At 70.4% G+C, this 22,209-nt stretch carries 17 protein-coding genes and 1 tRNA gene; 8 read left to right on the forward strand and 10 right to left on the reverse strand.

The annotated features are described in order from the left end of the window. The first annotated feature begins 48 nt into the window (after positions 1-48). The 6 genes from pilB to WMF44_RS24375 all read left to right on the forward strand — a co-directional run bounded on the left by pilB (position 49) and on the right by WMF44_RS24375 (position 7,271). Positions 49-1,749, forward strand: a complete 1,701-nt coding sequence (gene pilB / locus WMF44_RS24350) for a type IV-A pilus assembly ATPase PilB (RefSeq protein ID WP_437301485.1) — start codon at positions 49-51, stop codon at positions 1,747-1,749. Positions 1,750-1,753: 4 nt separating this feature from the next. Then, positions 1,754-2,893 carry a type IV pilus twitching motility protein PilT gene (locus tag WMF44_RS24355; protein WP_437301486.1) on the forward strand — a complete coding sequence of 380 codons (1,140 nt, stop codon included), beginning with the start codon at positions 1,754-1,756 and terminating at the stop codon, positions 2,891-2,893. Between the two features lie 206 nt (positions 2,894-3,099). Further along, positions 3,100-3,792 (forward strand): transcriptional repressor LexA, encoded by a 693-nt coding sequence (lexA, locus tag WMF44_RS24360; protein WP_012237101.1) that lies wholly within the window; start codon positions 3,100-3,102, stop codon positions 3,790-3,792. 156 nt (positions 3,793-3,948) lie between these two features. After that, positions 3,949-4,227, forward strand: coding sequence for a DUF4398 domain-containing protein (locus WMF44_RS24365; RefSeq protein WP_044965531.1), 279 nt, complete (start codon positions 3,949-3,951; stop codon positions 4,225-4,227). Positions 4,228-4,235: 8 nt separating this feature from the next. Beyond that, positions 4,236-5,384: an OmpA family protein gene (locus WMF44_RS24370; RefSeq protein WP_437301487.1), complete on the forward strand. Its 1,149-nt coding sequence runs from the start codon at positions 4,236-4,238 to the stop codon at positions 5,382-5,384. A gap of 135 nt (positions 5,385-5,519) precedes the next feature. Next, on the forward strand, positions 5,520-7,271 hold the full coding sequence (locus WMF44_RS24375; protein ID WP_437301488.1) for a hypothetical protein: 1,752 nt from the start codon (positions 5,520-5,522) through the stop codon (positions 7,269-7,271). A 249-nt stretch (positions 7,272-7,520) separates the two neighbouring features. On the opposite strand, the gene WMF44_RS24380 is transcribed toward WMF44_RS24375, so the two are convergent. Next, entirely contained in the window at positions 7,521-7,886 is a 366-nt protein-coding gene (locus WMF44_RS24380) for a PilZ domain-containing protein (protein ID WP_012237106.1), read from the reverse strand. 272 nt (positions 7,887-8,158) lie between these two features. On the opposite strand from WMF44_RS24380, the gene WMF44_RS24385 reads away from it, so the two are divergent. Next, positions 8,159-9,775 (forward strand): TIGR02266 family protein, encoded by a 1,617-nt coding sequence (locus WMF44_RS24385; protein WP_437301489.1) that lies wholly within the window; start codon positions 8,159-8,161, stop codon positions 9,773-9,775. Between the two features lie 39 nt (positions 9,776-9,814). Beyond that, positions 9,815-10,777, forward strand: a complete 963-nt coding sequence (locus WMF44_RS24390; protein ID WP_437301490.1) for a hypothetical protein — start codon at positions 9,815-9,817, stop codon at positions 10,775-10,777. A gap of 249 nt (positions 10,778-11,026) precedes the next feature. Here the strand turns inward: WMF44_RS24390 and WMF44_RS24395 are convergent. From WMF44_RS24395 to WMF44_RS24435, 9 genes are all read right to left on the reverse strand, one after another. Further along, positions 11,027-11,098: transfer RNA gene (locus WMF44_RS24395), tRNA-Val, on the reverse strand. A 353-nt stretch (positions 11,099-11,451) separates the two neighbouring features. Next, complete coding sequence (locus WMF44_RS24400) at positions 11,452-12,594, reverse strand: pyridoxal phosphate-dependent aminotransferase (protein WP_437301491.1); 1,143 nt, start codon at positions 12,592-12,594, stop codon at positions 11,452-11,454. 141 nt (positions 12,595-12,735) lie between these two features. Further along, a complete protein-coding gene (locus WMF44_RS24405; protein ID WP_437301492.1) occupies positions 12,736-13,845 on the reverse strand; it encodes an MlaD family protein in 1,110 nt (369 codons plus the stop codon). Positions 13,846-13,880: 35 nt separating this feature from the next. Continuing rightward, entirely contained in the window at positions 13,881-14,660 is a 780-nt protein-coding gene (locus WMF44_RS24410; protein ID WP_437301493.1) for an ABC transporter ATP-binding protein, read from the reverse strand. Positions 14,661-14,700: 40 nt separating this feature from the next. Further along, a complete protein-coding gene (gene recJ, locus WMF44_RS24415; RefSeq protein WP_437301494.1) occupies positions 14,701-16,461 on the reverse strand; it encodes a single-stranded-DNA-specific exonuclease RecJ in 1,761 nt (586 codons plus the stop codon). A gap of 88 nt (positions 16,462-16,549) precedes the next feature. Continuing rightward, complete coding sequence (secF, locus tag WMF44_RS24420) at positions 16,550-17,791, reverse strand: protein translocase subunit SecF (protein ID WP_437301495.1); 1,242 nt, start codon at positions 17,789-17,791, stop codon at positions 16,550-16,552. A 75-nt stretch (positions 17,792-17,866) separates the two neighbouring features. Then, the gene (gene secD / locus WMF44_RS24425) at positions 17,867-20,020 is read right to left on the reverse strand and encodes a protein translocase subunit SecD (protein ID WP_437301496.1); all 2,154 of its coding nucleotides are present in this window, start codon (positions 20,018-20,020) and stop codon (positions 17,867-17,869) included. A gap of 55 nt (positions 20,021-20,075) precedes the next feature. Further along, on the reverse strand, positions 20,076-20,510 hold the full coding sequence (gene yajC, locus WMF44_RS24430; RefSeq protein ID WP_437301497.1) for a preprotein translocase subunit YajC: 435 nt from the start codon (positions 20,508-20,510) through the stop codon (positions 20,076-20,078). 201 nt (positions 20,511-20,711) lie between these two features. Continuing rightward, positions 20,712-21,854, reverse strand: a complete 1,143-nt coding sequence (locus tag WMF44_RS24435) for a transketolase (protein ID WP_437301498.1) — start codon at positions 21,852-21,854, stop codon at positions 20,712-20,714. Positions 21,855-22,209: the final 355 nt, after the last annotated feature.

Consider the following 22,209-nt stretch of genomic DNA (forward strand, 5'->3'; position numbering starts at 1 on the left):
CGCCAGCGTTGACTCCCTCCCTCGTCACCCGCAGGATTTGCGGCCTCGATGTCGACAACGAACCGCCTCGGCGAACTGCTCGTCCGCGAAAAGCTCATCAGCCTCCAACAGCTCAGGCAAGCCCAAGAGGAGCAGCGCAAGACAGGTCAGAACCTCGGGTACGCGCTCGCCAAGCTCGGGTACATCTCCGACGGAGAGATCACGAGCTTCCTCTCGACGCAGTACCGCGTCCCGGCCGTCGCCCTCGACGAGTACGAGATCGACGCGGAGGTCTCGCGCCTCGTCTCGCGGGACGTCTGCGAGAAGCACAAGATCATCCCCATCTCCAGGTCGGGGACGGCGCTCGTCGTGGCGATGGCCGATCCGACGAACCTCCACGCGATCGACGACATCAAGTTCCTCACGGGCTTCAACGTGGAGCCTGTCGTCGCGTCCGAGACCGGCATCACGGAGGCGATCGAGCGCGCCTACAACGTCGGCCCCTCCTACGACGAGGTGCTGAGCGAGTTCGGGGAGGAGGAGGTCGGCTTCCAGGTCGAGGCCGACGACGTGAACGTCCTCGAGCTGGAGAAGGCCGCCGAGGGCGCGCCCGTGGTCCGGCTCGTCAACGCGATCCTCCTGAACGCCATCAAGAAGGGGGCGAGCGACATCCACGTCGAGCCGTACGAGAAGAAGCTCCGCGTGCGCTACCGCATCGACGGCGTGCTGATGGAGGAGATGCAGCCGCCGATCAAGCTGAAGAACGCGATCTCGAGCCGCCTCAAGATCATGAGCTCGCTCGACATCGCCGAGCGGAGGCTCCCGCAGGACGGCCGCATCAAGCTGAAGATGGGCAGGGGCCGGGAGATGGACTTCCGCGTCTCGGTGCTGCCGACGATCTGGGGCGAGAAGATCGTCCTCCGCCTCCTCGACAAGTCGAACCTGCAGCTCGACATGGCGAAGCTCGGCTTCGATCCGAAGCCGCTCGCCGACTTCAAGTGGGCCATCAGCCAGCCGTGGGGCATGGTCCTCGTCACCGGCCCGACCGGCTCCGGCAAGACGACGACGCTCTACTCGGCGCTGTCGGAGCTCAACCAGATCGGCTCGAACATCAGCACCGCCGAGGACCCTGTCGAGTACAACCTGCACGGCATCAACCAGGTGCAGATGCACGACGACATCGGGCTGAACTTCGCGATGTCGCTGCGGTCGTTCCTCCGGCAGGACCCGGACATCATCATGGTCGGCGAGATCCGCGACTTCGAGACGGCCGAGATCGCCGTCAAGGCCGCGCTCACCGGCCACCTCGTGCTCTCGACGCTGCACACGAACGACGCGCCGTCGACGATCTCGCGCCTCCTCAACATGGGCGTGGAGCCGTTCCTCATCACCGCCAGCGTGAACCTCGTGCTGGCCCAGCGCCTCGCGCGCAAGATCTGCCCCGACTGCCGCGTCCCGCTGAAGGTCGACGCGAGGGTGCTCCTCGACTTCGGCTTCACCGAGCAGCAGGTGGCGCGCGCGGAGCTCGTCCGCGGCGCGGGCTGCAAGACCTGCAACGGCTCGGGCTACAAGGGCCGCGTCGCGCTCTACGAGGTCATGCGGTTCACCGACGCGCTGAAGGAGATGGTCCTCCAGGGCGCGTCCACGGCCGAGCTCAAGGCCGCCGCGATCAAGGGCGGGATGCTGACCCTCCGGATGAGCGGGATCGAGAAGGTGCTCGCGGGCGTCACCACGACCGAGGAGGTCGGCCGCGTGACGATGGGGGACTGAGCGCATGACCACCGAGCTCGTCGGACAGCAGGAAGGCCTCCGGTACACGCTCCAGCAGCTCCTCCGCGCGATGGTGGAGAAGGGCGCGAGCGACATGCACATCACGAGCGGCACGCCGCCGCTCCTGCGCATCGACGGCACGGTGGTGCCGCTGAAGCTCCCGCCGCTCATGCCGAGCGACACGAAGCAGCTCTGCTACTCGGTGCTGAGCGAGGAGCAGGTGGCCGCGTTCGAGCAGCGCAACGAGCTCGATCTCTCGTTCGGCATGAAGGGGCTCGCCCGCTTCCGCGCCAACATCTACATGCAGCGCGGCGCCGTCGCCGCCGCGTTCCGGCAGATCCCCTTCCGGATCATGAACTTCGACGAGCTGGGCCTGCCGCCGGTCGTGCTCGACATCACCGCCAAGCCCCGCGGCCTCGTGCTCGTGACGGGCCCGACGGGCTCGGGCAAGACGACCACGCTCGCGAGCATCATCGACAAGATCAACTCGGAGCAGCGGCTGCACATCCTCACGATCGAGGATCCGATCGAGTACCTGCACCCGCACAAGCTGTCGCTCGTGAACCAGCGCGAGATCGGCTCCGACACCGCGTCGTTCAAGGACGCCCTGCGGTACGCCCTGCGCCAGGATCCGGACGTCGTGCTCGTCGGTGAGATGCGCGACCTCGAGACCGTCGAGTCGGCGCTGACGATCGCCGAGACCGGCCACCTCGTGTTCGCCACGCTCCACACGAACTCGGCGATCTCGACGATCAACCGCATCATCGACGTCTTCCCGCCGCACCAGCAGTCGCAGGTGCGCCAGCAGCTCTCGTTCACGCTCGTCGCCGTGATGACGCAGCTCCTCCTGCCGCGCGCGAACGGCCCTGGGCGCGTCATGGCGATGGAGGTCATGATCCCGAACGCGGCGATCCGGAACCTCATCCGCGAGGACAAGCTCCACCAGATCTACTCGCAGATGCAGGTGGGCCAGGCCGGCAGCGGCATGCAGACGATGGCCCAGTCGCTCGTGTCCCTCTACCAGCGCCGGATGATCACGCTGGAGGAGGCGTTCGCGGCGGCCGCCGACGGCGAAGAGATCCGGGCGATGCTGGAGCCCCGTCAGGCGGTGAGCTCACGGAACAGCGGCCCGAAGCAGGCTTGACCACAGCGGCGCCCTGCCCTTCGGTTCACCCTGCACGCTCGACGCGCCTCGCGGCTCACGGCGCGGCGCGGCGCGACGGGAGCCGGACGGGCGGGCAGGCGGGCGGGCGCCGCTGGCATCCATAAAATCGCAGTAAAATCGATGCCTTGGAGAGGGGGCTCCACACTTTTTTGACATCTACCCAACCGTTCAGTAGGTTCCGCCCGATGCAGGGGCTCACCGAGCGACAACAGCAGGTGCTTCACTATATCCGGCAGTCGATCAGCGAGCGCGGCTACCCGCCGACGCTGCGCGAGATCGGCGCGCATATGGGGATTCGCTCGACGAACGGGGTGAACGATCACCTCCGGGCGCTCGAGCGCAAGGGCTACCTCACGCGCGAGGACATGAAGTCGCGCGCGCTCCGCCCGCGCGATCTCGACGGCGCGGGCGCCGGCGGCGGCGCCGATCTCCGCGGCGCGCTCGTGAACGGTGGGAACGACGCCCCTGCAAATGACCAGGAGGACGACCTCGTCGAGATCGCGGTCGTCGGCCGGATCGCCGCGGGCCTGCCGATCCTCGCCGAGGAGCACGTCCTCGATACGGTCCGGATCGAGCGCACGCTGGTGCGCGGCGGGCGCGAGGTGTTCGGCCTGCGCGTCACCGGCGACTCGATGATCGAGGCGGGCATCTTCAGCGGCGACTACATCTTCGTGCGCCGGCAGCTCACCGCGCAGCGCGGCGACATCGTGGTGGCGCTGATCGGCGACGAGGCGACCGTAAAATACTTCTTCCCCGAGAAGGACTACGTGCGTTTCCAGCCGGCGAACGCGGCGATGGCGCCGATCCTGGTCCGGGCGAGCGACTTCAAGCCCGCGATGCTCCTCGGCGTGGTCGTCGGCGTCTACCGGAAGCTCTGACCTCACCTTTCCCTTACCCGAGCCGGTTGACGTGCGCCGAGCGGCCTTGATAGCGTCGCGACGGCCGGGCAGACGGTCTTAGGTGCCCGCTCCAGAAAGAACGCGATCGTGACGACGCACGGGCGGCGATTCGGGACTTGGATTTCAGGCGCGGGTGTGGTGCTCGCGGCGGCTCTCACGGGCGGCTGCGGCGGTACCCTCTACGCGTTCACCGCGAACTCGGCCTCGAGCAAGCTCGAGACGGCCGAGGCTCTCGGCGCAGAGAAGTATGCGCCGTACGAGTACTACACCGCGCGCGAGCACCTCTGGAAGGCTCGGGAAGAGGCCGCGGCCGCCGACTACGGCGACGCGATCGACTTCGCCGACGTCGCAGAGGAGTACGCGGACAAGGCGATCACCCTAGCGAAACAGGCGCACGAGGGCGCGGGTCGATGAGCATTGGAATGACGCGCCGCAGTTCCCGCCGCGCCCGTCGCGCAGGCGCCGTCGCTGTCGTGGCGATCGCCGGGGCCGCCTTCTCGTGCACGCAGGTGCCGGTCATGCGCGGCGACATCGAGGCGCTGACCACCATCGCGAAGCAGGCGGAGCGCAACGGCGCGCTCCGCTGCGCGCCGCGCGAGCTGGCGATGGCGAAGTCGCACCTGTCGTTCGCCTCGGTCGAGCTCGATCAGGGCTTCTTCGTCCGGGCCAAGGAGCACCTCGACATCGCGAAGGCGAACACGCACGCCGCGTACGACCTCTCGCCGCCGCAGAAGTGCGCCGAGCGCGGGTTCGTCGAGGAGGCGCCGCCGCCCAAGCCCGGAGACTGCGACGGCGACGGGCTGCTCGATCCGCAGGACAAGAAGTGCCCGTGCGACGCCGAGACCTGGAACGGCTTCCAGGACGATGACGGCTGCCCGGACGATCCGGACACGGACGGCGACGGCCTGACGAACAGCAAGGACAGCTGCGTGCTCCTGCCCGAGGACAAGGATGGCTACCTCGACGAGGACGGCTGCCCCGAGCTCGACAACGACCTCGACACGATCCTCGACGCGAACGACAAGGACAGCACGGGCAAGAACTGCGCGAACGATCCGGAGGATCCGGACGGCTACGAGGACGCCGACGGCTGCCCCGAGCCGGACAACGACCAGGACACCGTGGTCGATCTCGAGGACCAGTGCCCGAACGAGCCGGGCGTGGTCGGCGGCGACAAGCCGGGCTGCCCGAAGAAGCCGAGCCTTGTCATCGTCACCGAGAAGGAGATCAAGATCACGCAGCAGATCCACTTCGAGTTCGACAAGGACAAGATCCGGCCCGAGAGCTTCCCGATCCTCGACGCCGTCGTGGACGTCCTCCAGCAGAACCCGAAGATCAGGATCGAGATCCAGGGGCACACGGACAACAAGGGCGCCGCGGCCTACAACAAGAAGTTGTCGGATCGGCGTGCGGCCTCGGTGAAGAAGTACCTGGTGGCCAAGGGCATCGACGAAGCCCGGCTGACATCGAAGGGGTACGGCATGGAGCAGCCGATCGTGCCGAACACGTCCGACCAGAACCGTGCCCTGAACCGGCGCGTGCAGTTCGTCCGCACGGAGGGCGCGCAGTAGTCCAGCCGTCGCGGGGGCACCGCCTGGCGTATCGGGGTACGGTCGCTCTCGACCGCGCAGCCCAGGGGGCCGGACCCGGCCCCCTCCTCCTGAAAGCAAGAGCCCCTCCCCAGCACACCCTGGAGGTCTGAACCCGTGTTTTCCCGTCGTTCACGCCGCGCTCGTCTCGCGTCTGCACTGGCTTCGCTGTGGGTCCTCGGCGCGCCGGCGATCGCCGGCGCCGCCGGCGAAAAGGACGCCGAGGCGATGAGGCTGCACAACCAGGCGATGGACGATGACTACCTCTCTGTCGAGTTCGACAAGGCGGAGAAGAAGCTCAAAGACGCCCTGAAGAAGTGCGACAAGAACGCGTGCTCGAAGCAGGTGGTCGGCAAGCTGCACATCGCGCTCGGCACGGTGTACGGCGGCGGCAACAAGCTCCGGCAGGCCAGGGCCGAGTTCGTGCTGGCGCTCCAGGCCGATCCGAAGGCGGCGCTCATCGACGCGCTGACGACGACCGAGCTGGCCCAGGCGTTCAAGGAGGCCCAGAAGGAGGCGCAGGCCGCCGGGAAGGCGCCTCGCGACGGCGGCAAGGCCACGAAGGCCGCGGCGGGCGACGTTCCCCACACGCCGGTGGCGGAGCAGGCGGTGAACACGCCGGTGCCCGTGTATGTTGAGATCCCGGAGGAGATCGACGCGTCCAAGGCGACGCTCCGCTACAAGCCGTTCGGCTCGCCCAAGTGGAAGTCGCTCGAGATGAAGCGTATCGAGGGCGGCTTCGGGGTGGAGATCCCCTGCGAGGATGTCACGACGACCGGCGATATCCGGTATTTCGTCATCCTGAGGGACGAGGCGGGCGATCCGGTGGGCACCGCCGGTTCGATGCAGGCGCCTCACCGGGTGCCGATCAAGAACGAGATCGAGCAGGAGCCGTCGCTGCCTGGCCAGGAGCCGCCGAGGCGGTGCGCCGCGAAGGAGGATTGCCCGCCAGGCCTGCCTGGCTGCCCCGAGGCTGGCGGCCAGCGCGGGGACAAGACCTGGGGTGCGGCCTGCGAGGCGACCGAGGAGTGCCAGTCGGGGCTCGCCTGCGTGAACGGGACCTGCGAGCAGGGGAGCGACGAAGGCGGCGGGGCGTCGAAGGGCAAGGGCAAGGGCAACCGCAACGTGGTCGGCGTCTCCGGCCAGCTCGACCTGCTCCTGGTGCGCAGTACGGATTACGTCTGCTCGGGCAGCGACGCCGCGTACGCCTGCTTCCATCCGGGCGGCGACGGCCGGCAGTTTTACGGCGAGCCCGCGGATCTGGAGGGAACGAACGGGGTCAAGGGCGGCCTGAGCCTGGCTGGGTGGCGGGTGATGCTGTCGTACGATCGGCAGCTGTTCTCGGACCTGTCGCTGCTCCTCGGCGTGCGGGTCGGATTCGCGTTCGGCGGCTCGCCGTCTTCCAAGAACGCGCCGAACCCGTGGACGGACGAGGCGGGCAATGACCTGCAGAACCCGCATCTCCAGGCGCTCAGCTTCTTGCCGCTCCATGCCGAGCTCCGCGCCACGTATTTCCTCCTGGGGGATCGGATCGTCGAGAAGGGCGGGTTCCGCCCCTATGCCTTCGCCTCGCCCATCGGGCTAGCCCAGGTGAACGCCTCGGTGCCTGTGGATGTGTGCGATCGCCGCACCGAGGAGGGGGATCTGGTGCGCACCAGCAGCAGCAACAGGTGTCTGGCGAACACCCGCTACGTCGAGAATCTCGACGCCTACCAGATCACCGGGCGGAACTTCTCCGCGCTGGGCGCCGGTGTGGTCTACGGCATCACCCAGAACTTCGGAGTCTCTGCCGAGATGAAGGTGATGCTGATGTGGCCAACGCTCGGCCTCGTCCTGGCCCCCACCGTCAGCCCCGTGTTCGCCTTCTAGCGCCGCCTCCCGCACCTACAGCGACATCGCCGACGCGCAGACGTGCTCCAGCGCGCCGTCCCCGCCGCAGCGCAGCGCGTCGATACAGCCGAGCCCCTCCGCCCCCGCTCCCCTTTCCAGCCGCAGCGCGGGGGGTGCCCGCACAGGAGACGGGCCCAGATCGGCGTTTTCGGCGCGGAAGCGCACTCCGGTGCGGTGAGCACCGAAAACGTCGAGATGGGCCCGTATCCGAAGCGGGCGCCCCCCGCGCTAAAGATCGAAGTGTTCGGTGCCGAGCAGCTGGTAGAGGCCGTAGAGCGACCCGGCGTCGTGGTGCTCGAAGCGAACGCCCGCGCGCGCCGGCCGGCCCGCCGCACCGCGGCGGATCCAGGCGATGCGACCGCGGAGGCTCAGCGGATCCCACAGGTTCGGGGCGGTGACCTCGAGCGTCACCGACGCCTCGGGATCCAGGAGCTCCGACGCGAGCTGGGCCTCGGACAGCTCGATGCCGGCGCCGCCCAGCCCCAGATCGCGGATGCGAACGCCGTGCTCCTCGATCGACTGGCGATCGCGCAGCGTCGCCCCAAGATCGACGCGTCGCCTCGCGTGAACGCGAAAGTGGTCCCGGACAGCCATCCTGGCGCATTCTCCAGTCGACGCGAACATATCACGAGAGACGCGCGCCCACGCTCGGTTCGCCATGCCCTGCGGCGCAGGGGCGCGGGCGCGAGCGCGGTGACGCGCGCCGCGCGAACAGCATGCTCGCCCGGTCGCCCATGGCTGCGTTCGGTAAAGCGACCGTCACGTGTTAGCCTTTGGGCTTCGCGGCGAACCTTGGGTAACATGCGGACCACATCCGCTGGAGCGAGTCGCGAGCGAGTCGCGAAGTAGACGGGAGTTCTACCCTGATGGCCCAGGACACACGCAAAGATCCGCGAGCGAGAGTGCTGCAGATGACCGTCCGCTACAAGAGCGCCACGGTCGACGAGTTCATCGAGCACCACTCGCATGACGTGAGCCGTGGCGGCATCTTCATCAAGACGCCGTCGCCCTTCCCCGCTGGCACGCTGCTCAAGTTCGAGATCCGTCTGCAGGACGAGCAAGCCGTGATCGCCGGCGTCGGCCGCGTCGTGTGGAAGCGCGAGCCCGCGCAGGGGAGCGACGCGCACCCGGCGGGCATGGGCGTGAAGTTCATCAAGATCGATGAGAAATCCAAGGCCGTGATCACCCGGCTCGTCGACGCGCAAGCGGGCGCCGGGTCGGCGTTCGAGGCCGGCATCACCGACCGCGCGGATCTGGGCGACGACGTGCAGGAGATCACGGCCCCGTCGGCGACCGCGAGCGCGCCGCAGGCCGAGCCCGCGGCCTCCAAGGCAGCGCAGGCGCAGGTCAAGCGGGCGTCGACGATGCTGGGGCTCGGCTCGATCGGGGCGAAGGGCGACGCGGGCAAGGGCGAGGCGAAGAAGGCCGACGTCGCGGAGGGCGGCAGCTTCTTCCCGCAGACGAACCCCGAGAAGGAGATGCCGCCGCCCGACGAGCGGACGATGATGAAGCAGGCGGCCGAGCTGCTGAAGCAAGCGCTCGCCGATGCCGGCGGCTCGCTGGACGAGATCGGCCCGTCCAAGGAGCCGCTCATGGCCGCCCCGCCGAAGAAGGCCGAGCCCGCTCCGGCGCCGAAAGAGGAGCACGTCAGGCCGCTGGCCGAGCCGGCGGCGATGCCGGTCCAGGCGGTCGCTCAGCTGGCGAACGAGCGGGAGGCGCGGGACGAGGCGCCCGCGGCCGAGGCGAGACCAGCGAAGGCGGCCGCTGCCAGGAGGCCGGCCGAGGTCGCGGACCGGGCGCCGGCGGAGGATCCGCACGGCAAGCCTGCGCGCCAGGACGTGAAGGCGGCCGACGATCAGGCGAAGGCGAAGCCAGCGGCCGCCAAGCCCAAGGAAGACAAGGCGGCCACGGCCAAGGCCGCACCCGCGGCCCAGACTCCGCTCGCACAGGAAGAGGAGAGCAGCGGCACCGGGCGGCTGCTCACGATCCTGCTTGTCGCGGCGGCGCTCTGCGGCGCGCTTTGGCTCGTCTTCGGGCAGAGCGACAAGCCCTCCGCGACCCCGCCGGCCGCGCCGGAGCAGCCCGCGGCGAAGCCTGCAGCGCCGGCGGAGAAACCTGCGGCTCCCGCGGAGAAGCCTCAGCCGACGGAGGTCGTGCCCGCGGCGACGGACAAGGCTGCGCCCGCCGCGACGGCGGCGCCCACGACGACCGCCGAAGCGCCGGCGGCGCCGGCGGCGAGCGCCACCCCGCCCCCCGGAGCGACCGCGGAGCCCGCGGCGCCCAAGGTGACGGCCGAGCCTGCGGCGCCGGCGCCGGCGGAGCCCGCGGCGCCCAAGGCGACCGCGGAGCCTGCAGCGACCACCCCGGCGCCGGAGCCCGCGGCCCCCACGGCGACGGCGGCGCCCGCGGCGCCCAAGCCGGCGGCGCCCAGGCCCAGGCCGGCCGCGCCGAAGCCGCCGAAGAACGACGATCCCTACGGTTGATGACCAGGCCGCGGGTCCTCCGCGGGAGAGGCAGCTGCGATGAGCGGCTCGGTGAGTCACGTCGGTGAATCAGGGCTGGGCCGCTCGAAGGCGGCCGCCACGCTGGCCGCGCTGGGCCTGCTGGCCGCGACCGGGCTCGTCTGCGGCGCGGTCGCGCTGCGCGATCCGACGGCCGTGACGGCGCTCGAGGGAGGCGCCAGCGCCTCGCCGAGCCCTTCGCCGGCGGCCGCGCCCAGCAGCAGCGGCCGCGAGAGCAGCAGCGCGCCGGCCCCCGAGCCGGCGCCGACGCTCGCGCCCGCGGAGCCCGAGGCCCCGGCGAAGGCGCCGCCTGCCCGCGCTCAACCCGCGGAGCTCGAGAGCGCCCAGGCCGCGGGGAGCGCGGCGCTCGGCTCGCTCGCGCAGCGGTATCCGGAAGACCCTGCGGTCCTCCGGGCGCTCGCGGTCGCGCAGGGGCGCGAGAAGGCGATGGCGGCCGCGCTGCTCACGGCGCAGCGGCTGTTCGAGATCGCTCCCGAGGAGGTCGGGAACGACGATCTCAAGCAGATCATCCTGAGGGCGGCGAACGGCACCCCGGACCTCGCCCTCACGGCGTTCGATCTGATGGCCAAGCACATGGGAAGCCGCGGTCCCGACCTGCTCTACGAGGTGGTGACCGCGCCGAAGTTCGGCGATTGGCCGAGGGACCACGCGAGCACGCGGCTGATGGAGAGCAGCGTGCGGCAGCTCGCGTCGCCGGCGCTGCTCGTCGCCGACGATCTGCGCCGCCTCACGGACTGCCCCACCAAGGCGATGCTCGCCAGGGCGCGCGAGGAGGGCGATGTCCGCGCGCTCCATTACATCAAGGCGTTCGGCACCCCCCAGCCATGCCGGGGCCATCGGACGCGCAAGTGCCTCAGGTGCGGCCCCCTCCAGAAGGAGCTCCGCGCGACGGCCAGCGCCATCGAGAAGCGCAAGAACGACAAGGCGGCGGCAGCGCCGCCCGCCGCGAGCGCTGCTCGCTGACCGCCTTCGCCTCGCCAACCCCGGAGCGGCCTGTTCCCTCGCATCGCCGCTGTCGCGCCTCGACGTGACGGCGGCGACCGGCCTTCCGCCCTGCCAACCCCGCAGCGCTGCCGGCACGCATGGAGGTCCCAGGACGGCCGCGTGGGCGGCTCGATGCTCCGAAGCAGCCGCTCAACAGGCGCTGGGAGCGGCACGGCCACGCATGCAGCTCGATGCGTGGAACCAGCTCACCAGAGGAGCGAATCGGGGTGGGCGCAGCAGGACTTGAACCTGCGACTTCGTCCGTGTGAAGGACGCACTCTACCGCTGAGTTATGCGCCCGATGCCAGCCAGTTGTCACCCGGCCGTTTCGGAAAGACGTGGCGCTTTTAACCCAAACATCGGCGTTCGACAAGAAGAACTCGCTGGCGATGTCGAACTTCTTCGCGGCGCTCCTTCATCAGGCCCCGAACCAGGCCCGAACCGGCGGGTCGCCGGTGAAGGCGCGTCTGGCGGCTGCGGCCAGCGCGCCGGCCGTGGGGCCCGCGCGCGCCGGCTGCGCGCCGCCGGTGAGCGACCGGGGCACGGTGCCAGGCGGACCGCCGCGTCCGCGCGGCGTCGCGGTCGAGCGAGCGGGGACGGGCGCCGCTGCGCTTCGAGCGCGCGCGGGCACCGGCGCAGAGCGACGCGCGCGGTCAATCGAGCGTGGCGACGGCGCGCCGGAGCGCGGCGAGGCCTGCTTCGATGTGATCCTCATCGCAGGCATACGAGAAGCGAAGGTACCCAGGCGCGCCGAAGGGGGTGCCGGCGACCGCGGCGACGTGCGCCTGATCGAGCATCCACGTCGCCACGTCCTCGTCGCTCGCGAGCGTCGTCCCCTGGAAAGCGCGCCCGCAGAGCCCGCGCACGTCGGCGAACGCGTAGAACGCGCCTTCCGGCATCCTGCAGCGCACCCCCGGTACGGCGTTGAGCCCCTCGACCATCAGCGCGCGCCGCCGGGCGAACGCCGCGCGCATCGCGAACACCGCGTCGCGGGGCCCGTTCAGGGCGGCGACAGCGGCCGCCTGGGAGACGGCCGCCGCGTTCGTTGTGCTCTGGCCCTGGACCACGTCGAGCGCCCTCGCGACCTCGGCCGGCGCGATGCTCCAGCCGATCCGCCAGCCCGTCATGGCGAAGGTCTTGCTGACCCCGTCGACGACGATCACCCGCGGCGCGAGGTCCTCCGCGAGCGCCGGGAGCGACACGTGCCGGAACCCGTCGTAGGTGAGATCGGCATAGATCTCGTCGACGACGATCCAGCAGTCATGGCGCCGCAGCACGCCCAGGAGCGGGAGCAGGTGCTCTTCCGCATACGCCGAGCCGGTCGGATTGGAGGGCGTGCACAGGATGATCGCCTTCACCCGCGGAGAAAGCGCGCCCTGGAGCGCGTCCGCCGTGAGGCGGAACCCCATCTCCTCGGTCGTGTCGACGATGACCGGCGTGGCGCCGGCGAGGCGCACCTGCTCCGGGTAGCTCACCCAGTAGGGCGCGGGGATGACGACCTCGTCCCCCGGCTCGAAGAGCGCGGTCGCGAGGTTGAACAACGCGTGCTTCGCGCCGCAGCTCACGGTGACCTGGCTCGGCAGCGGCCGCCAGCCGCGGTGCTGCTCGGTCGAGGCGCAGATCGCCGACTTCAGCTCGGAGATGCCGGACACGGCCGTGTAGTGGGTGGCGCCGGCGTCCAGCGCCGCCTTCGCCGCGATGCGAATGTGCTCCGGCGTGTCGAAGTCAGGCTCGCCCACGCCGAAGGAGAAGACCTTGTGCCCGTCGGCGCGGAGGCGCGCGGCCCTCGCCGCCATGGCGAGCGTTGCACTGGGCGCGACGGCCGACAGACGGTCAGCGAGCTTCCTGGGCATCGAGACACTGAGGAATAAAGGGCGGCCTGAGATAACGCAAGGCGCTACCGCTCCGGCGCTTGCGCGGGCGGCTCGGATGTGCCGTCAGGGCGACGGCGTGGCGCCGCCGACCTGGACCGCGGGCTTCTGCTCGTCCTGCTTGATCGAGTAGCGCACGAGGGCGCGGAGCACGTCGTTGCGCTGCACGTTTCCGAGGAGGCTCTTCATGTCCTCGTAGATCGACGGATCGACCAGCAGGGCGCCGAGGGTCCCCTTGCCCGCCCTCATGTCGTGCACGATCGCCCGCAGATCGCCGGTCATCGCCGTCACGTTGGCGAGCGCCTCGGCGCCGTCGCCCTTGCCGCCATAGAGCGCGTCGTGCGCGAGGCTGTCGCTCTCGCGGATGCCCCGCAGCGTCATGGCGACCTCGTCCGCCGCGCTCCCGAACTGCTGAATCTGCTTCTGCGGGCCGTCGCCGTAGATGACATCGTGCGCGAACCCCGGCCCCTCCTTGACCCGCGAGACGACCCCCCGCACCTCGCGCACCGCGCTCGCGAGCTCCGTGCTGAGGCGGTCGAGGCTCTGCACGGTGCGCGAGATGCGCTCGGCCTCCTCGGGATCGGTCAGGAAGCGGTGCGGGTAGCCTTCCCCCTCGGTCACCTGCTTCATCAGCGTGTTCGCCGAGGCGACCGTCTCGCGGAGATCCCTGTGCAGCTTCTCGTCGGCGATGTTCTCCGAGACCTTCTGGATGTTGTCGAGCGTCGCCTCGGCCTTCTCGGCCATGCCGGTCACCTTCCCCATCACGTCGGTCGGCACCTCGCCGGGGATGTGGCCGCCGGGCGGCACCGAGTCCGGGCTCTGCCCCTTCGTGAGCTCCAGCATCTTGTCGCCGAGCAGGCCCTTGTTCGCGATCTGGGCGACGCTGTCCGTCTTGATCCGGCTCGCCTCGCTCTCGACGATCTCGAGCTTCACATAGATCTTGGTGTCCTTCGGATCAGGGCCGTAAGCGACCTCGGCGACGTGACCGATGTCGATGCCTCCCATGCGGATGGGCGCGCCCGGCTTCAGCCCCTGGACGTCGGCGAAGTTCGTCGTGAAGGCGACGGAGGAGTCGAAGAGCCGCCGCTCGTCTCCTATCAGGAAAATGACTACGGCGGAGAGCACAAGGCCCGCCAGCACAAAGAGTCCGACCTTCAGATCGCGCGCTCTGCCCATGCAGAAGGGCATCTTGCGCGATCTCGGGAGGATCGTCACGCGCCGAGAAGCGTCTGGACGTCCTCATTCACCGGAGCGGTCCCGGTGATGAAATCGGCGACATGGGGATCGGTGGACCTCCGGAACTCGTCCGGGGTGCCGGTCGCGATGACCTCGCCGCGAAAGATCATCGCCATCCGATCGGAGATCGAGAACGCGCTCTTCATGTCGTGCGTCACCACGATGCTCGTCACGTTGAGCGCCTGCTTCAGCCCCTTGATGAGGTGGTTGATGCGCTCGGTGTTGATCGGATCGAGGCCGGTCGTCGGCTCGTCGTAGAGCAGCACCTCGGGCTGCACCGCGATGGCGCGCGCGAGGCCGACGCGCTTCTTCATGCCGCCGGACAGGTCCCCCGGGCGCATCTGCTCGATGCCCGGCAGGCCGACCAGCGACAGCGCCCAGTTGACCCGATCCGCGATCTGCGCCTCGGTCATCTCCTTGCGGTAGTGCTCGTGCAGGCCGTAAGCGACGTTCTCACCGACCGAGATCGAGTCGAACAGGGCGCCGCCCTGGAAGAGCATCGCGATGCGCTGGCGCACCCCGGCGATGCGCGACTCGCTCAGGCGCGTGATCTCCTCACCGTGAAACTGGATAGATCCACCGTCAGCGTCGAGCAGACGGATGAGCAGCTTGAGCATGACGCTCTTGCCGACGCCCGAGCCGCCCATGATGGTGAGCGTCTCGCCCGGGTACACTTCGAGGTTCAGGTCGCGGTAGATGACCTTCGGACCGAAGGCCTTGCGCACACGCGAGAACCGGATCAGCGGCTCAGCCACGCGTTCACGCTAGCACGCCGCGGAGGCCCGCCGCGAACGCTCAGTCGGACGCGGCGACGTGCTCGATCCTGATCTCGACGGCGTCCCCGCCGCGCCAGGCGTCGCGCCGGAGGCGGCCCACCACGTCCACGCGCTTGCCGGTGAACCGCGGCGCGAGCTCGCCCAGCTCGAACCCGAAGCACGAGATCTCGCGGCGCGCGAACGTGAGCTCCAGCTTGAGGTGGCCCTTCAGGTTCCTCGCGGAGCGCACGGCCGCGCCCGCCACGAGGACGTACGACGGGCGGTTGCCCTCGCCGCACGGCTCGAGCCGCTCGAGATCGCGCGCCACGGCCGCCGGATCGTCGCGATCGTCGAGCCGGACGTGTGCGGCCGCGAACGCCGAGGCGGCCGGGAGGTCCTGCTCGCGGAAGGCGTCGCACCACGCCGACCGGAGCGCCTCGACGCGATCGGCGCGCACCTCGACGCCGGCCGCCGCCTGGTGGCCGCCGAAGCCGACGAGCTCGGCGCGGCACCGGGTGAGCGCGTCGTGGAGCCGCGCGCCCGCTGGACCGCGCACCGAGCCGCGCCCCTTCGCGCCCTCGAGCGCGATCACGATCGTCGGCTTGCCGTAGCGAGCCGTGATCCTGCCAGCGACGATGCCGACCACGCCGGGGTGGAAGCCCTGCCGCGCGATGACGATCGCAGGATCCCGAGCGAACCCGGCGCGCTCGATCTCGGCGAGCGCGGAGGTCAGCATCTCGTCCTGGATCGCGCGCCGCTTCATCTGCGCCTGCTCCACCGTGGCGGCGAGCGCGGAGGCGGTCACGCCGTCGTGCGCGAGCAGGAGCTCCAGGGAGATGTCGGGATCGCCGAGCCGACCGGGCGCGTTGAGGCGGGGCGCGATCCGGAAGGCGACGTCCTCGGCGGACGCGCCGCGCCCGAGATCGAGGTTGGCGAGCGCCGCGAGCGCGCGGAGCCCTGGACGGGGCCCGGTCTGGAGCACGCCAAGGCCGGCCCGCACGAGCGCGCGGTTGTCACCCGTCAGCGGAGCGACGTCGGCGACCGTGCCGATCGCCACGAGGTCGAGGTAGGGGCGGAGATCGAGCGACGAGCCGAGCTTCTTGCGCACGGCGGCCAGGAGCGAGAGCGCGAGCCCGCAGGAGGCGAGCCCCTTGTACGGGAAGCCGCAATCGGCGCGGTGCGGGTTCAGAAACGCGATCGCGGGGAGCGGCTCGGCCGGCACGAGGTGGTGATCGATGACGACGCAGTCGATGCCGGCCGCGCGGGCCGCGGCCAGCCGCTCGTGATCGCTGGAGCCACAGTCGCACGTGATGAGCAGCGTGGGACCTGTGCGCATCACGCGCTCCAGCGCGGGCGCCGAGAGGCCGTAGCTGCCTTCGGCGCGGGTCGCGAGGAGCGGCACCACCTGTCCCGAGAGGGCGCGCAGCCCGCTGGTCATGATGGCGGTCGCGGTGATCCCGTCGCAGTCGTAGTCGCCGAAGACGGCGATCCGCTCGCCGGCGCGCACGGCGCGCGCGATCCGCTCCGCGCTCGCCTCGCGATCGGCCATCGCGTCGGGCGACGTGAGGTGCGAGAGCCGCGGGTCGAGGAAGCGCCGGGTCGCCTCGTCAGGCGCCCAGCCGGCCCGGTGCAGGATGTCCGCGACCGTGATCGACAGCCCCAGCTGGCGCGCCATCACGAGCGCCTCGGCGGACGCCTCGCCCGGATCCGCGACGGGCGCGGCGCCCCCCGCGCCGTGCGAAGCCGAGGCCGGCGCCTCGCGCTCGGGGAGCTCCCTCCAGGCCTCCGTGGCGGTGCTCATCACAGAAGCGGGTACACCGACGGGGTGGGTGCGTCCATGGCCTGGGGCGGTTCAGGCCGCGCGGCCACGCGCGGCCACGGCGAGGCGCTCAGACGACCGCGTCGGCGCGCTTCTGCGTGCGGACGCGGCGGACCTTCTTGCGCTTGCTCCCGTTCGCGCCGAAGAACCGGCGGTCGATCCACTCGGTGAGCGGCGCCGCGACGTAGATCGACGAGTACGTGCCGACGGCGATCCCGACGACGAGCGTGAACGCGAAGTCCTTGATGACGCCCGTGCCATAGAAGAGGAACATGACGAGCGACAGCAGCGTCGTCATCGACACGAGGATCGTGCGCCCGAGCATCTCGGAGAGCGAGAAGTTGATGACGGCGGCGAAGCTCATGTCGCGGTGCTTCCCCAGGTTCTCGCGGATCCGGTCGTAGACGACGACCGTGTCCGTGATCGAGTAGCCGACGATCGTGAGCAGCGCGGCGACCGTGGACAGGGTGATCTCCCGCTGCGTGATCACCATCGCGCCGAGCGCGATGCCGACGTCGTGCACGAGGGCGACGATGCCGCCGGGCGCGAACCGGATGTCGAACCGGAACGCGATGTACGCCATGATGAAGAAGATCGTGATGGCGACGCTCTTGATGGCCGCGTCGCGCAGCTGCGCGCCGGCCTTCGGGCCGATCCACTCGACCCGGAGCGCCTGCTCGGGCACCTTGTCCGCGCCGAGGTGCTGCCGGAGGCCGTCCATCAGCTGGTCGCCCTTCGACTTCAGGTGGAGCTCGACCTTGTTGTCGCGCTCGCTCACGACGAGCGGGTTGTTCGCGCCGGCCCTGAGCTCGACCCCCTCGATGCCCTCGAGCTGCTTCTTGATCCCCTCCAGATCGGGCGCGGCGTCGTAGCGCGTGGAGATCTTGTCGCCGCCGGGGCTGAACTTCACCTCGGTGGCGCGCACAGCGGGCGGGCAGCGGTCCTCGGGGACGGAGCCGTTCTCCGGCGGCAGGCACAGCCGATCGCGCACCGCGGCCTTCTGCTGCTCCGACAGGGCCGAGACCTCGTGGACCCGGATGAGGTAGCGGTTCGGGTTGGCCTGATCCGCGACGGACACGATGTCCGGGGCGTCGAAGCCCGCCTTGGTGACGGCCTCGCGGACCTCGGCGCTCGATACCGGAGCCCGGAAAGCGACCTCGACCTCGGTGCCTCCCTTGAAATCGGTCCCGAGCTTCGGCCCCGGCACGATGAACGAGATGATCGACAGGATGAGCAGCACCGCGCTGAGCCCGATGAAGAGCCAGCGCTTGCCCATGAAGTCGAACTGACGGCCAGGTTTGATGAGTTCCATCGTCGTGTCTCAATCGGAGAGCCGCTCGCGCGTTCTCCCTCATAAGGTCGGAGAGCGGCTCGCGCCCCCTCGTTCTCAGCCGAGCGAGAGCGTCTTGATCTTTCGGCCGCGGACCGCCCAGTCGAACATCAGGCGGGTGCAGACGACCCCGGTGAACAGGCTGATCGCGATGCCGACGATCAGCGTGATCGCGAAGCCCTTGATGGGGCCGGTGCCGTACTGCGCCAGGATGAGCCCCGAGATCAGCGTGGTCACGTGGCCGTCGAGGATGGCGCTGAACGCCTTGTCGTAACCGACGTCGACCGCGGCGCGCGGGCTCTTGCCGTTCCTCAGCTCCTCCCGGATGCGCTCGTTGATCAGCACGTTGGCGTCGACCGCGATGCCCATGGTGAGCACCAGGCCGGCGATGCCGGGCAGCGTCATCGACGCCCCGAACATCGCGAGGACGGCGATCTGCAGGATGAGGTTGAAGATGACGGCGACGTCCGCGATGAGCCCCGCGCGGCTGTAGATCACCACCATGAACACGACGACGAGCAGGCCGCTCGCGATGGCCCCCTTCATGCTCTGCTGGATCGCGTCCTTGCCCAGCGACGGGCCGATGCGCTGCTCGTTCGAGGGGGAGATCGGGGCCGGCAGCGCGCCCGATCGGAGCACCAGCTCGAGCTTGCGCGCGTCCTGGAGCTGCTGCTCGGGGTTCTGCGAGCCCATCGTGATCTGGGCGCGGCCGCCGCCGATCTTGGTCTGGATGACCGGCGCGCTCTCGACCTTGTCGTCGAGGATGATGGCGAACCGCCGCTTGACGTTCCTGCCGGTGATGTCCTCGAACCGGTCGGCCCCGGTCGGGGTGAAATCCATCGACACGTACCAGCCGCCGAGGCCGCCCTCGCTCTGATCCGGGAGCGCCTGCGCGTCGCGCACCATGTCGCCCGTGATCTCGGCCTTGCTGAAGAGGAAGTACGTCCGCCAGCCGATCTCGTCGATGGCGTCCTTCTCCTCGTCATACTCGTACAGCTTGCCGAAGCCGATCTCGTTGTCCGCCGGGACCTGGAGCGTCCCGACCCACTCGCGCAGCCGCTTCAGCGTGTCGCGCATCTCCTCGTGCTCCGCGCGCACCATCCGCGCGAAGTGGACCGGCTTCGTCTTCCCGGGGCCGACCGGCGCGTTCTCGATCGAGAACGTCAGCCCCTTCGGGAGGTCCTCCTCCTTGGCGCTCCTCGCGATCGGCTCGAAGAAGTCCTGGTCGTCGTCGACCATCTTGAACTCGAGGCGCGCGGTCTGGCTGATGATCTCGCGGATCGTGGTGAACGCGGCCTCGTCGTCGCCGGGGACCTCGATGATGACGTCCTCGTCGCGCGTGGAGACGCTCGCCTCCTTGAGGCCGAGCCCGTCGACGCGGCGGAGCACCGTCTCCTTGGCCTGCGACACCGCCCGCTCGCGGATGCTGCTCGAGACCTCGTCGCGGATCCGGAACTTCGCGACGCGGCGATCCGCCGAGCGCTGGAGCTGCAGCTCCTGCAGGAACTTCGCCAGGAACTCGTCGTTGATCTTCTCGGAGTCCGCCGGGTCGTTGAACGTGATCGCGATCGTGTCCGCCTGCTCGCGCGACTTCTCGATGCGGAGCTTCGTCTGGAGCTTCTGCATCTCCTCGATCGTCGGCGGCCTGTCGCCCTCGTGGAACCCGAACGACCTCGCGAGCGCCGCGCGCAGGTCGTCGTAGTACCGATCGCGCTTGTCGCTGATCGCCTCGTCGACGTCGACCGTGTAGACGAGGCGGAGGCCGCCCTTCAGATCGAGCCCGCGCACCAGGCGGAACGGGATGTTCGACGTCAGGAAGCGGCTGAACCCGAGCTCGCCGGCCCTCGCCCGCGTCTCCTGCTCCGCGACCTCCTCCGACGAGAGGCCGGTGTGGACGGGTCGGCCATACCGCTCGTCGTGGTAGGTCGGGTAGATGGCGAGCGCCGAGCCGAGCGCCAGGAACAGCACGAAGCCCGTCTTTGCCCGCCACGCGAAATCGATCCACGGCCCGAGGCAGAGCAGCGCCCACGGCACCATCAGGCCGAACGTCGCGAGGGCCCAGAACACGTGGTAGTGGGCCGCGAACGCGGCGGCGCCGGCGGAGAGCGCCGCCCAGGCGAAGACGCCGCGCTTCGCTCGGCTGAGCCACGCGCCGAGGAGGCACAGGCCGGCGACGCCGGCGAACCCGTACTGGAAGATGTTTAGGAGCATGGAGTCTGGCGCCGCGGGGGCGGTAAAAAAGCTTCCTGTTGGGCCGAGCGCCGGCCTACGACTTCTTTTCCTTCGCCGCGTCGGCGACCTTGGCGTCCGCCGCCGCGACCTCGCCCGGATCGGGGCCCTGGATCGCGCTCTTCAGGACCTGCACGTTCACGCCAGGGGCGATCTCCAGCTTGACCCTTGGGGAGTTCGGGCTGATGTCGACGATCCTGCCGAGGAGCCCGGACTGCGTGACGACCCGGTCGCCCGCCTTGAGGCTCGACTCGAGCTGCTTCTGCTTCTTGCTCTGGCTCCGCGTCATCACGAAGATGAGCAGCAGCGGCAGCGCCAGGATGAGGAACTGGAAGGCCCCTCCGCCGAACGGCGAAGAAGGCGGCGCCTCCTGCCCTCCGGACGGCGGCGATTGACCTTCGACCGGCGTCGCGGGCGCGTTGCCCGCTCGCCCGGGGGCGGCGTTCGGCTGGAACCAGTTTGAGCTTGCCAAGGTGACGCGTGTCTCCGGGCCCCGACGGGCTCGCCCGCAAATTGCGGGCCTCTCCCAACCCCCCGGGGCCCGCCTCCATACCCAGGATCCAAGGGTCGCGCAAGGAGCTAGGCGGGCAGGCTCACCCGGGCGTCCGGGGAATGCAGCCAGGCGGCCCTTTCCGCGCTTGCGTCCCTGCCGCTCTCCCGCTGCCGCGCGGCGTCAGCCGTCGCTGCCGAACACGATGTGCCGGCGAGCGCGCTCCCCGCTCGCGATCTCCGCGAGCGAGAGGCGCACGTCGCGTTCAGTGATGGTGCCGTCGATCGTCGCGAACGTCGCGGAGAGGATCGGCGGGATGCGCCCGACGCTGGGGAAGCCCGGGGCCCAGGTGAGCGCGTCGGCGAACGCCGCCTTCACCGCGGCGGCGACGGGCCCGTACGGCGCGAGCGGCACGTCGAGCGGCTCCAGGACCACGATGGCCTTGGCGCGCCCGAGCGTCTTCACCACGTCGGCGCCGAAGAACGGGCGGAGCGCGCGCACGCCGACGAGGCCGACGCGGCGGCCCTGCGCGCGCAGGCTGCGCACGACCTCGCGTGCCGCCGGGAACGCGCAGCCCACGACGACCATGATCTCCTCCGCGTCCGCGGTGTCGACGCGCTCGATCGCGCCGAGCGGCCTGCCGGTCAGCTCGCAGAGCTCCCGCATCGCGCTGGCGAGCGCGAACGGAACGCGCGCGCAGAAGCCCCGCTCGGCCCGCTTGCGGACGACGCCGCGGCCCTGCGGGCGAGGCCCCCCGTCGCCGTCGCTCTCGCCCGGCGCCGCGTCGGTGAAGGTCGGCGCGCTCCGCTCGGAGCCGAGGAAGCGCGCCGCGAGCTCGCGCGCCCCGCCGAGGGCCGACACGTCCGACGGCAGGGCGTCGACGAGGTGCAGGAACGGCGTCTCGCTGTCCTCGGCGGCGCGCCGCGCCACGAGCGTCATGTCGGCCGCCTCCTGGCTGCTCCAGGTCACGAGCACCCCCGCGCCGACGTCGAGCGCAGGCGCGAGCTCGTCGCGCCCGACGGCGAGCCCGCCGCGGCGCTCGATGACGTGCACGGTGACCGGCGTCCGCACCGCCGCCGCCTCGCCGAGAGCGGCGAGCGCCCCGACGAGCTCGTGGGCGCCCAGCACGACGCTCGCGCGCTGCCCGGCGCGCGTGCGCGCGGCGGCGCCGCGGATCGCCTCGGTGGCGCACGCGGCGCGCTCGATCGGCAGATTGCCGGGCACGGCCGCGTGCGCGGCGAACAGCGCGCTCCCCGCGGCCACCTCGACATGTGCGATCACCGCCGCCGGATCCGGCGGCGCGCCTAGACCGTCAGGCCCTGCCATCCCATCGTTCGTCGCCCGAGCCGCACGCGAGGTCAAGCGCGAGCGCGATCGGCCTCCGCACAGCGGCCGGCCTGGAGTAGCGCGGCGATCGCGCTCGTCGGTGTCCGTCAGTGTCCGGACGTAAATCCGAGAATTCACGCTCCCAGCGCGCAATGCGCTTCCGCCGCGCGCGGCTCCCGGCCGGTCGCTCGCCCGGCGCACCGAGCGCGCCGGGGAAGCCTGCCGCGCCCGGCGCCCGGCCTGTGGCTGCCGCCGGGCGTCGTCGACCGATCGACGGCTCGACGATTCAGCGAACCGGCTGCTGGCGGCGGGGCGAGGACGGCCGCCGTCCGAGCCCTCACCAGGAACACCAGGG

The organism is Sorangium sp. So ce426, from assembly GCF_051475585.1.
GTDB classification, from domain to species: Bacteria; Myxococcota_A; Polyangia; order Polyangiales; family Polyangiaceae; genus Sorangium; species Sorangium cellulosum_B.

What these genes read in the sequence shown, in the direction of transcription:
- pilB (WP_437301485.1), top strand. Translation starts at nt 49, where the DNA reads ATGTCGACAACGAACCGCCTCGGCGAACTGCTCGTCCGCGAAAAGCTC.
- WMF44_RS24355 (WP_437301486.1), top strand. Translation starts at nt 1,754, where the DNA reads ATGACCACCGAGCTCGTCGGACAGCAGGAAGGCCTCCGGTACACGCTC.
- lexA (WP_012237101.1), top strand. Translation starts at nt 3,100, where the DNA reads ATGCAGGGGCTCACCGAGCGACAACAGCAGGTGCTTCACTATATCCGG.
- WMF44_RS24370 (WP_437301487.1), top strand. Translation starts at nt 4,236, where the DNA reads ATGACGCGCCGCAGTTCCCGCCGCGCCCGTCGCGCAGGCGCCGTCGCT.
- WMF44_RS24380 (WP_012237106.1), bottom strand. Translation starts at nt 7,886, where the DNA reads ATGGCTGTCCGGGACCACTTTCGCGTTCACGCGAGGCGACGCGTCGAT.
- WMF44_RS24385 (WP_437301489.1), top strand. Translation starts at nt 8,159, where the DNA reads ATGGCCCAGGACACACGCAAAGATCCGCGAGCGAGAGTGCTGCAGATG.
- WMF44_RS24390 (WP_437301490.1), top strand. Translation starts at nt 9,815, where the DNA reads ATGAGCGGCTCGGTGAGTCACGTCGGTGAATCAGGGCTGGGCCGCTCG.
- WMF44_RS24400 (WP_437301491.1), bottom strand. Translation starts at nt 12,594, where the DNA reads ATGGCGGCGAGGGCCGCGCGCCTCCGCGCCGACGGGCACAAGGTCTTC.
- WMF44_RS24405 (WP_437301492.1), bottom strand. Translation starts at nt 13,845, where the DNA reads ATGGGCAGAGCGCGCGATCTGAAGGTCGGACTCTTTGTGCTGGCGGGC.
- recJ (WP_437301494.1), bottom strand. Translation starts at nt 16,461, where the DNA reads ATGAGCACCGCCACGGAGGCCTGGAGGGAGCTCCCCGAGCGCGAGGCG.
- secF (WP_437301495.1), bottom strand. Translation starts at nt 17,791, where the DNA reads ATGGAACTCATCAAACCTGGCCGTCAGTTCGACTTCATGGGCAAGCGC.
- secD (WP_437301496.1), bottom strand. Translation starts at nt 20,020, where the DNA reads ATGCTCCTAAACATCTTCCAGTACGGGTTCGCCGGCGTCGCCGGCCTG.
- WMF44_RS24435 (WP_437301498.1), bottom strand. Translation starts at nt 21,854, where the DNA reads ATGGCAGGGCCTGACGGTCTAGGCGCGCCGCCGGATCCGGCGGCGGTG.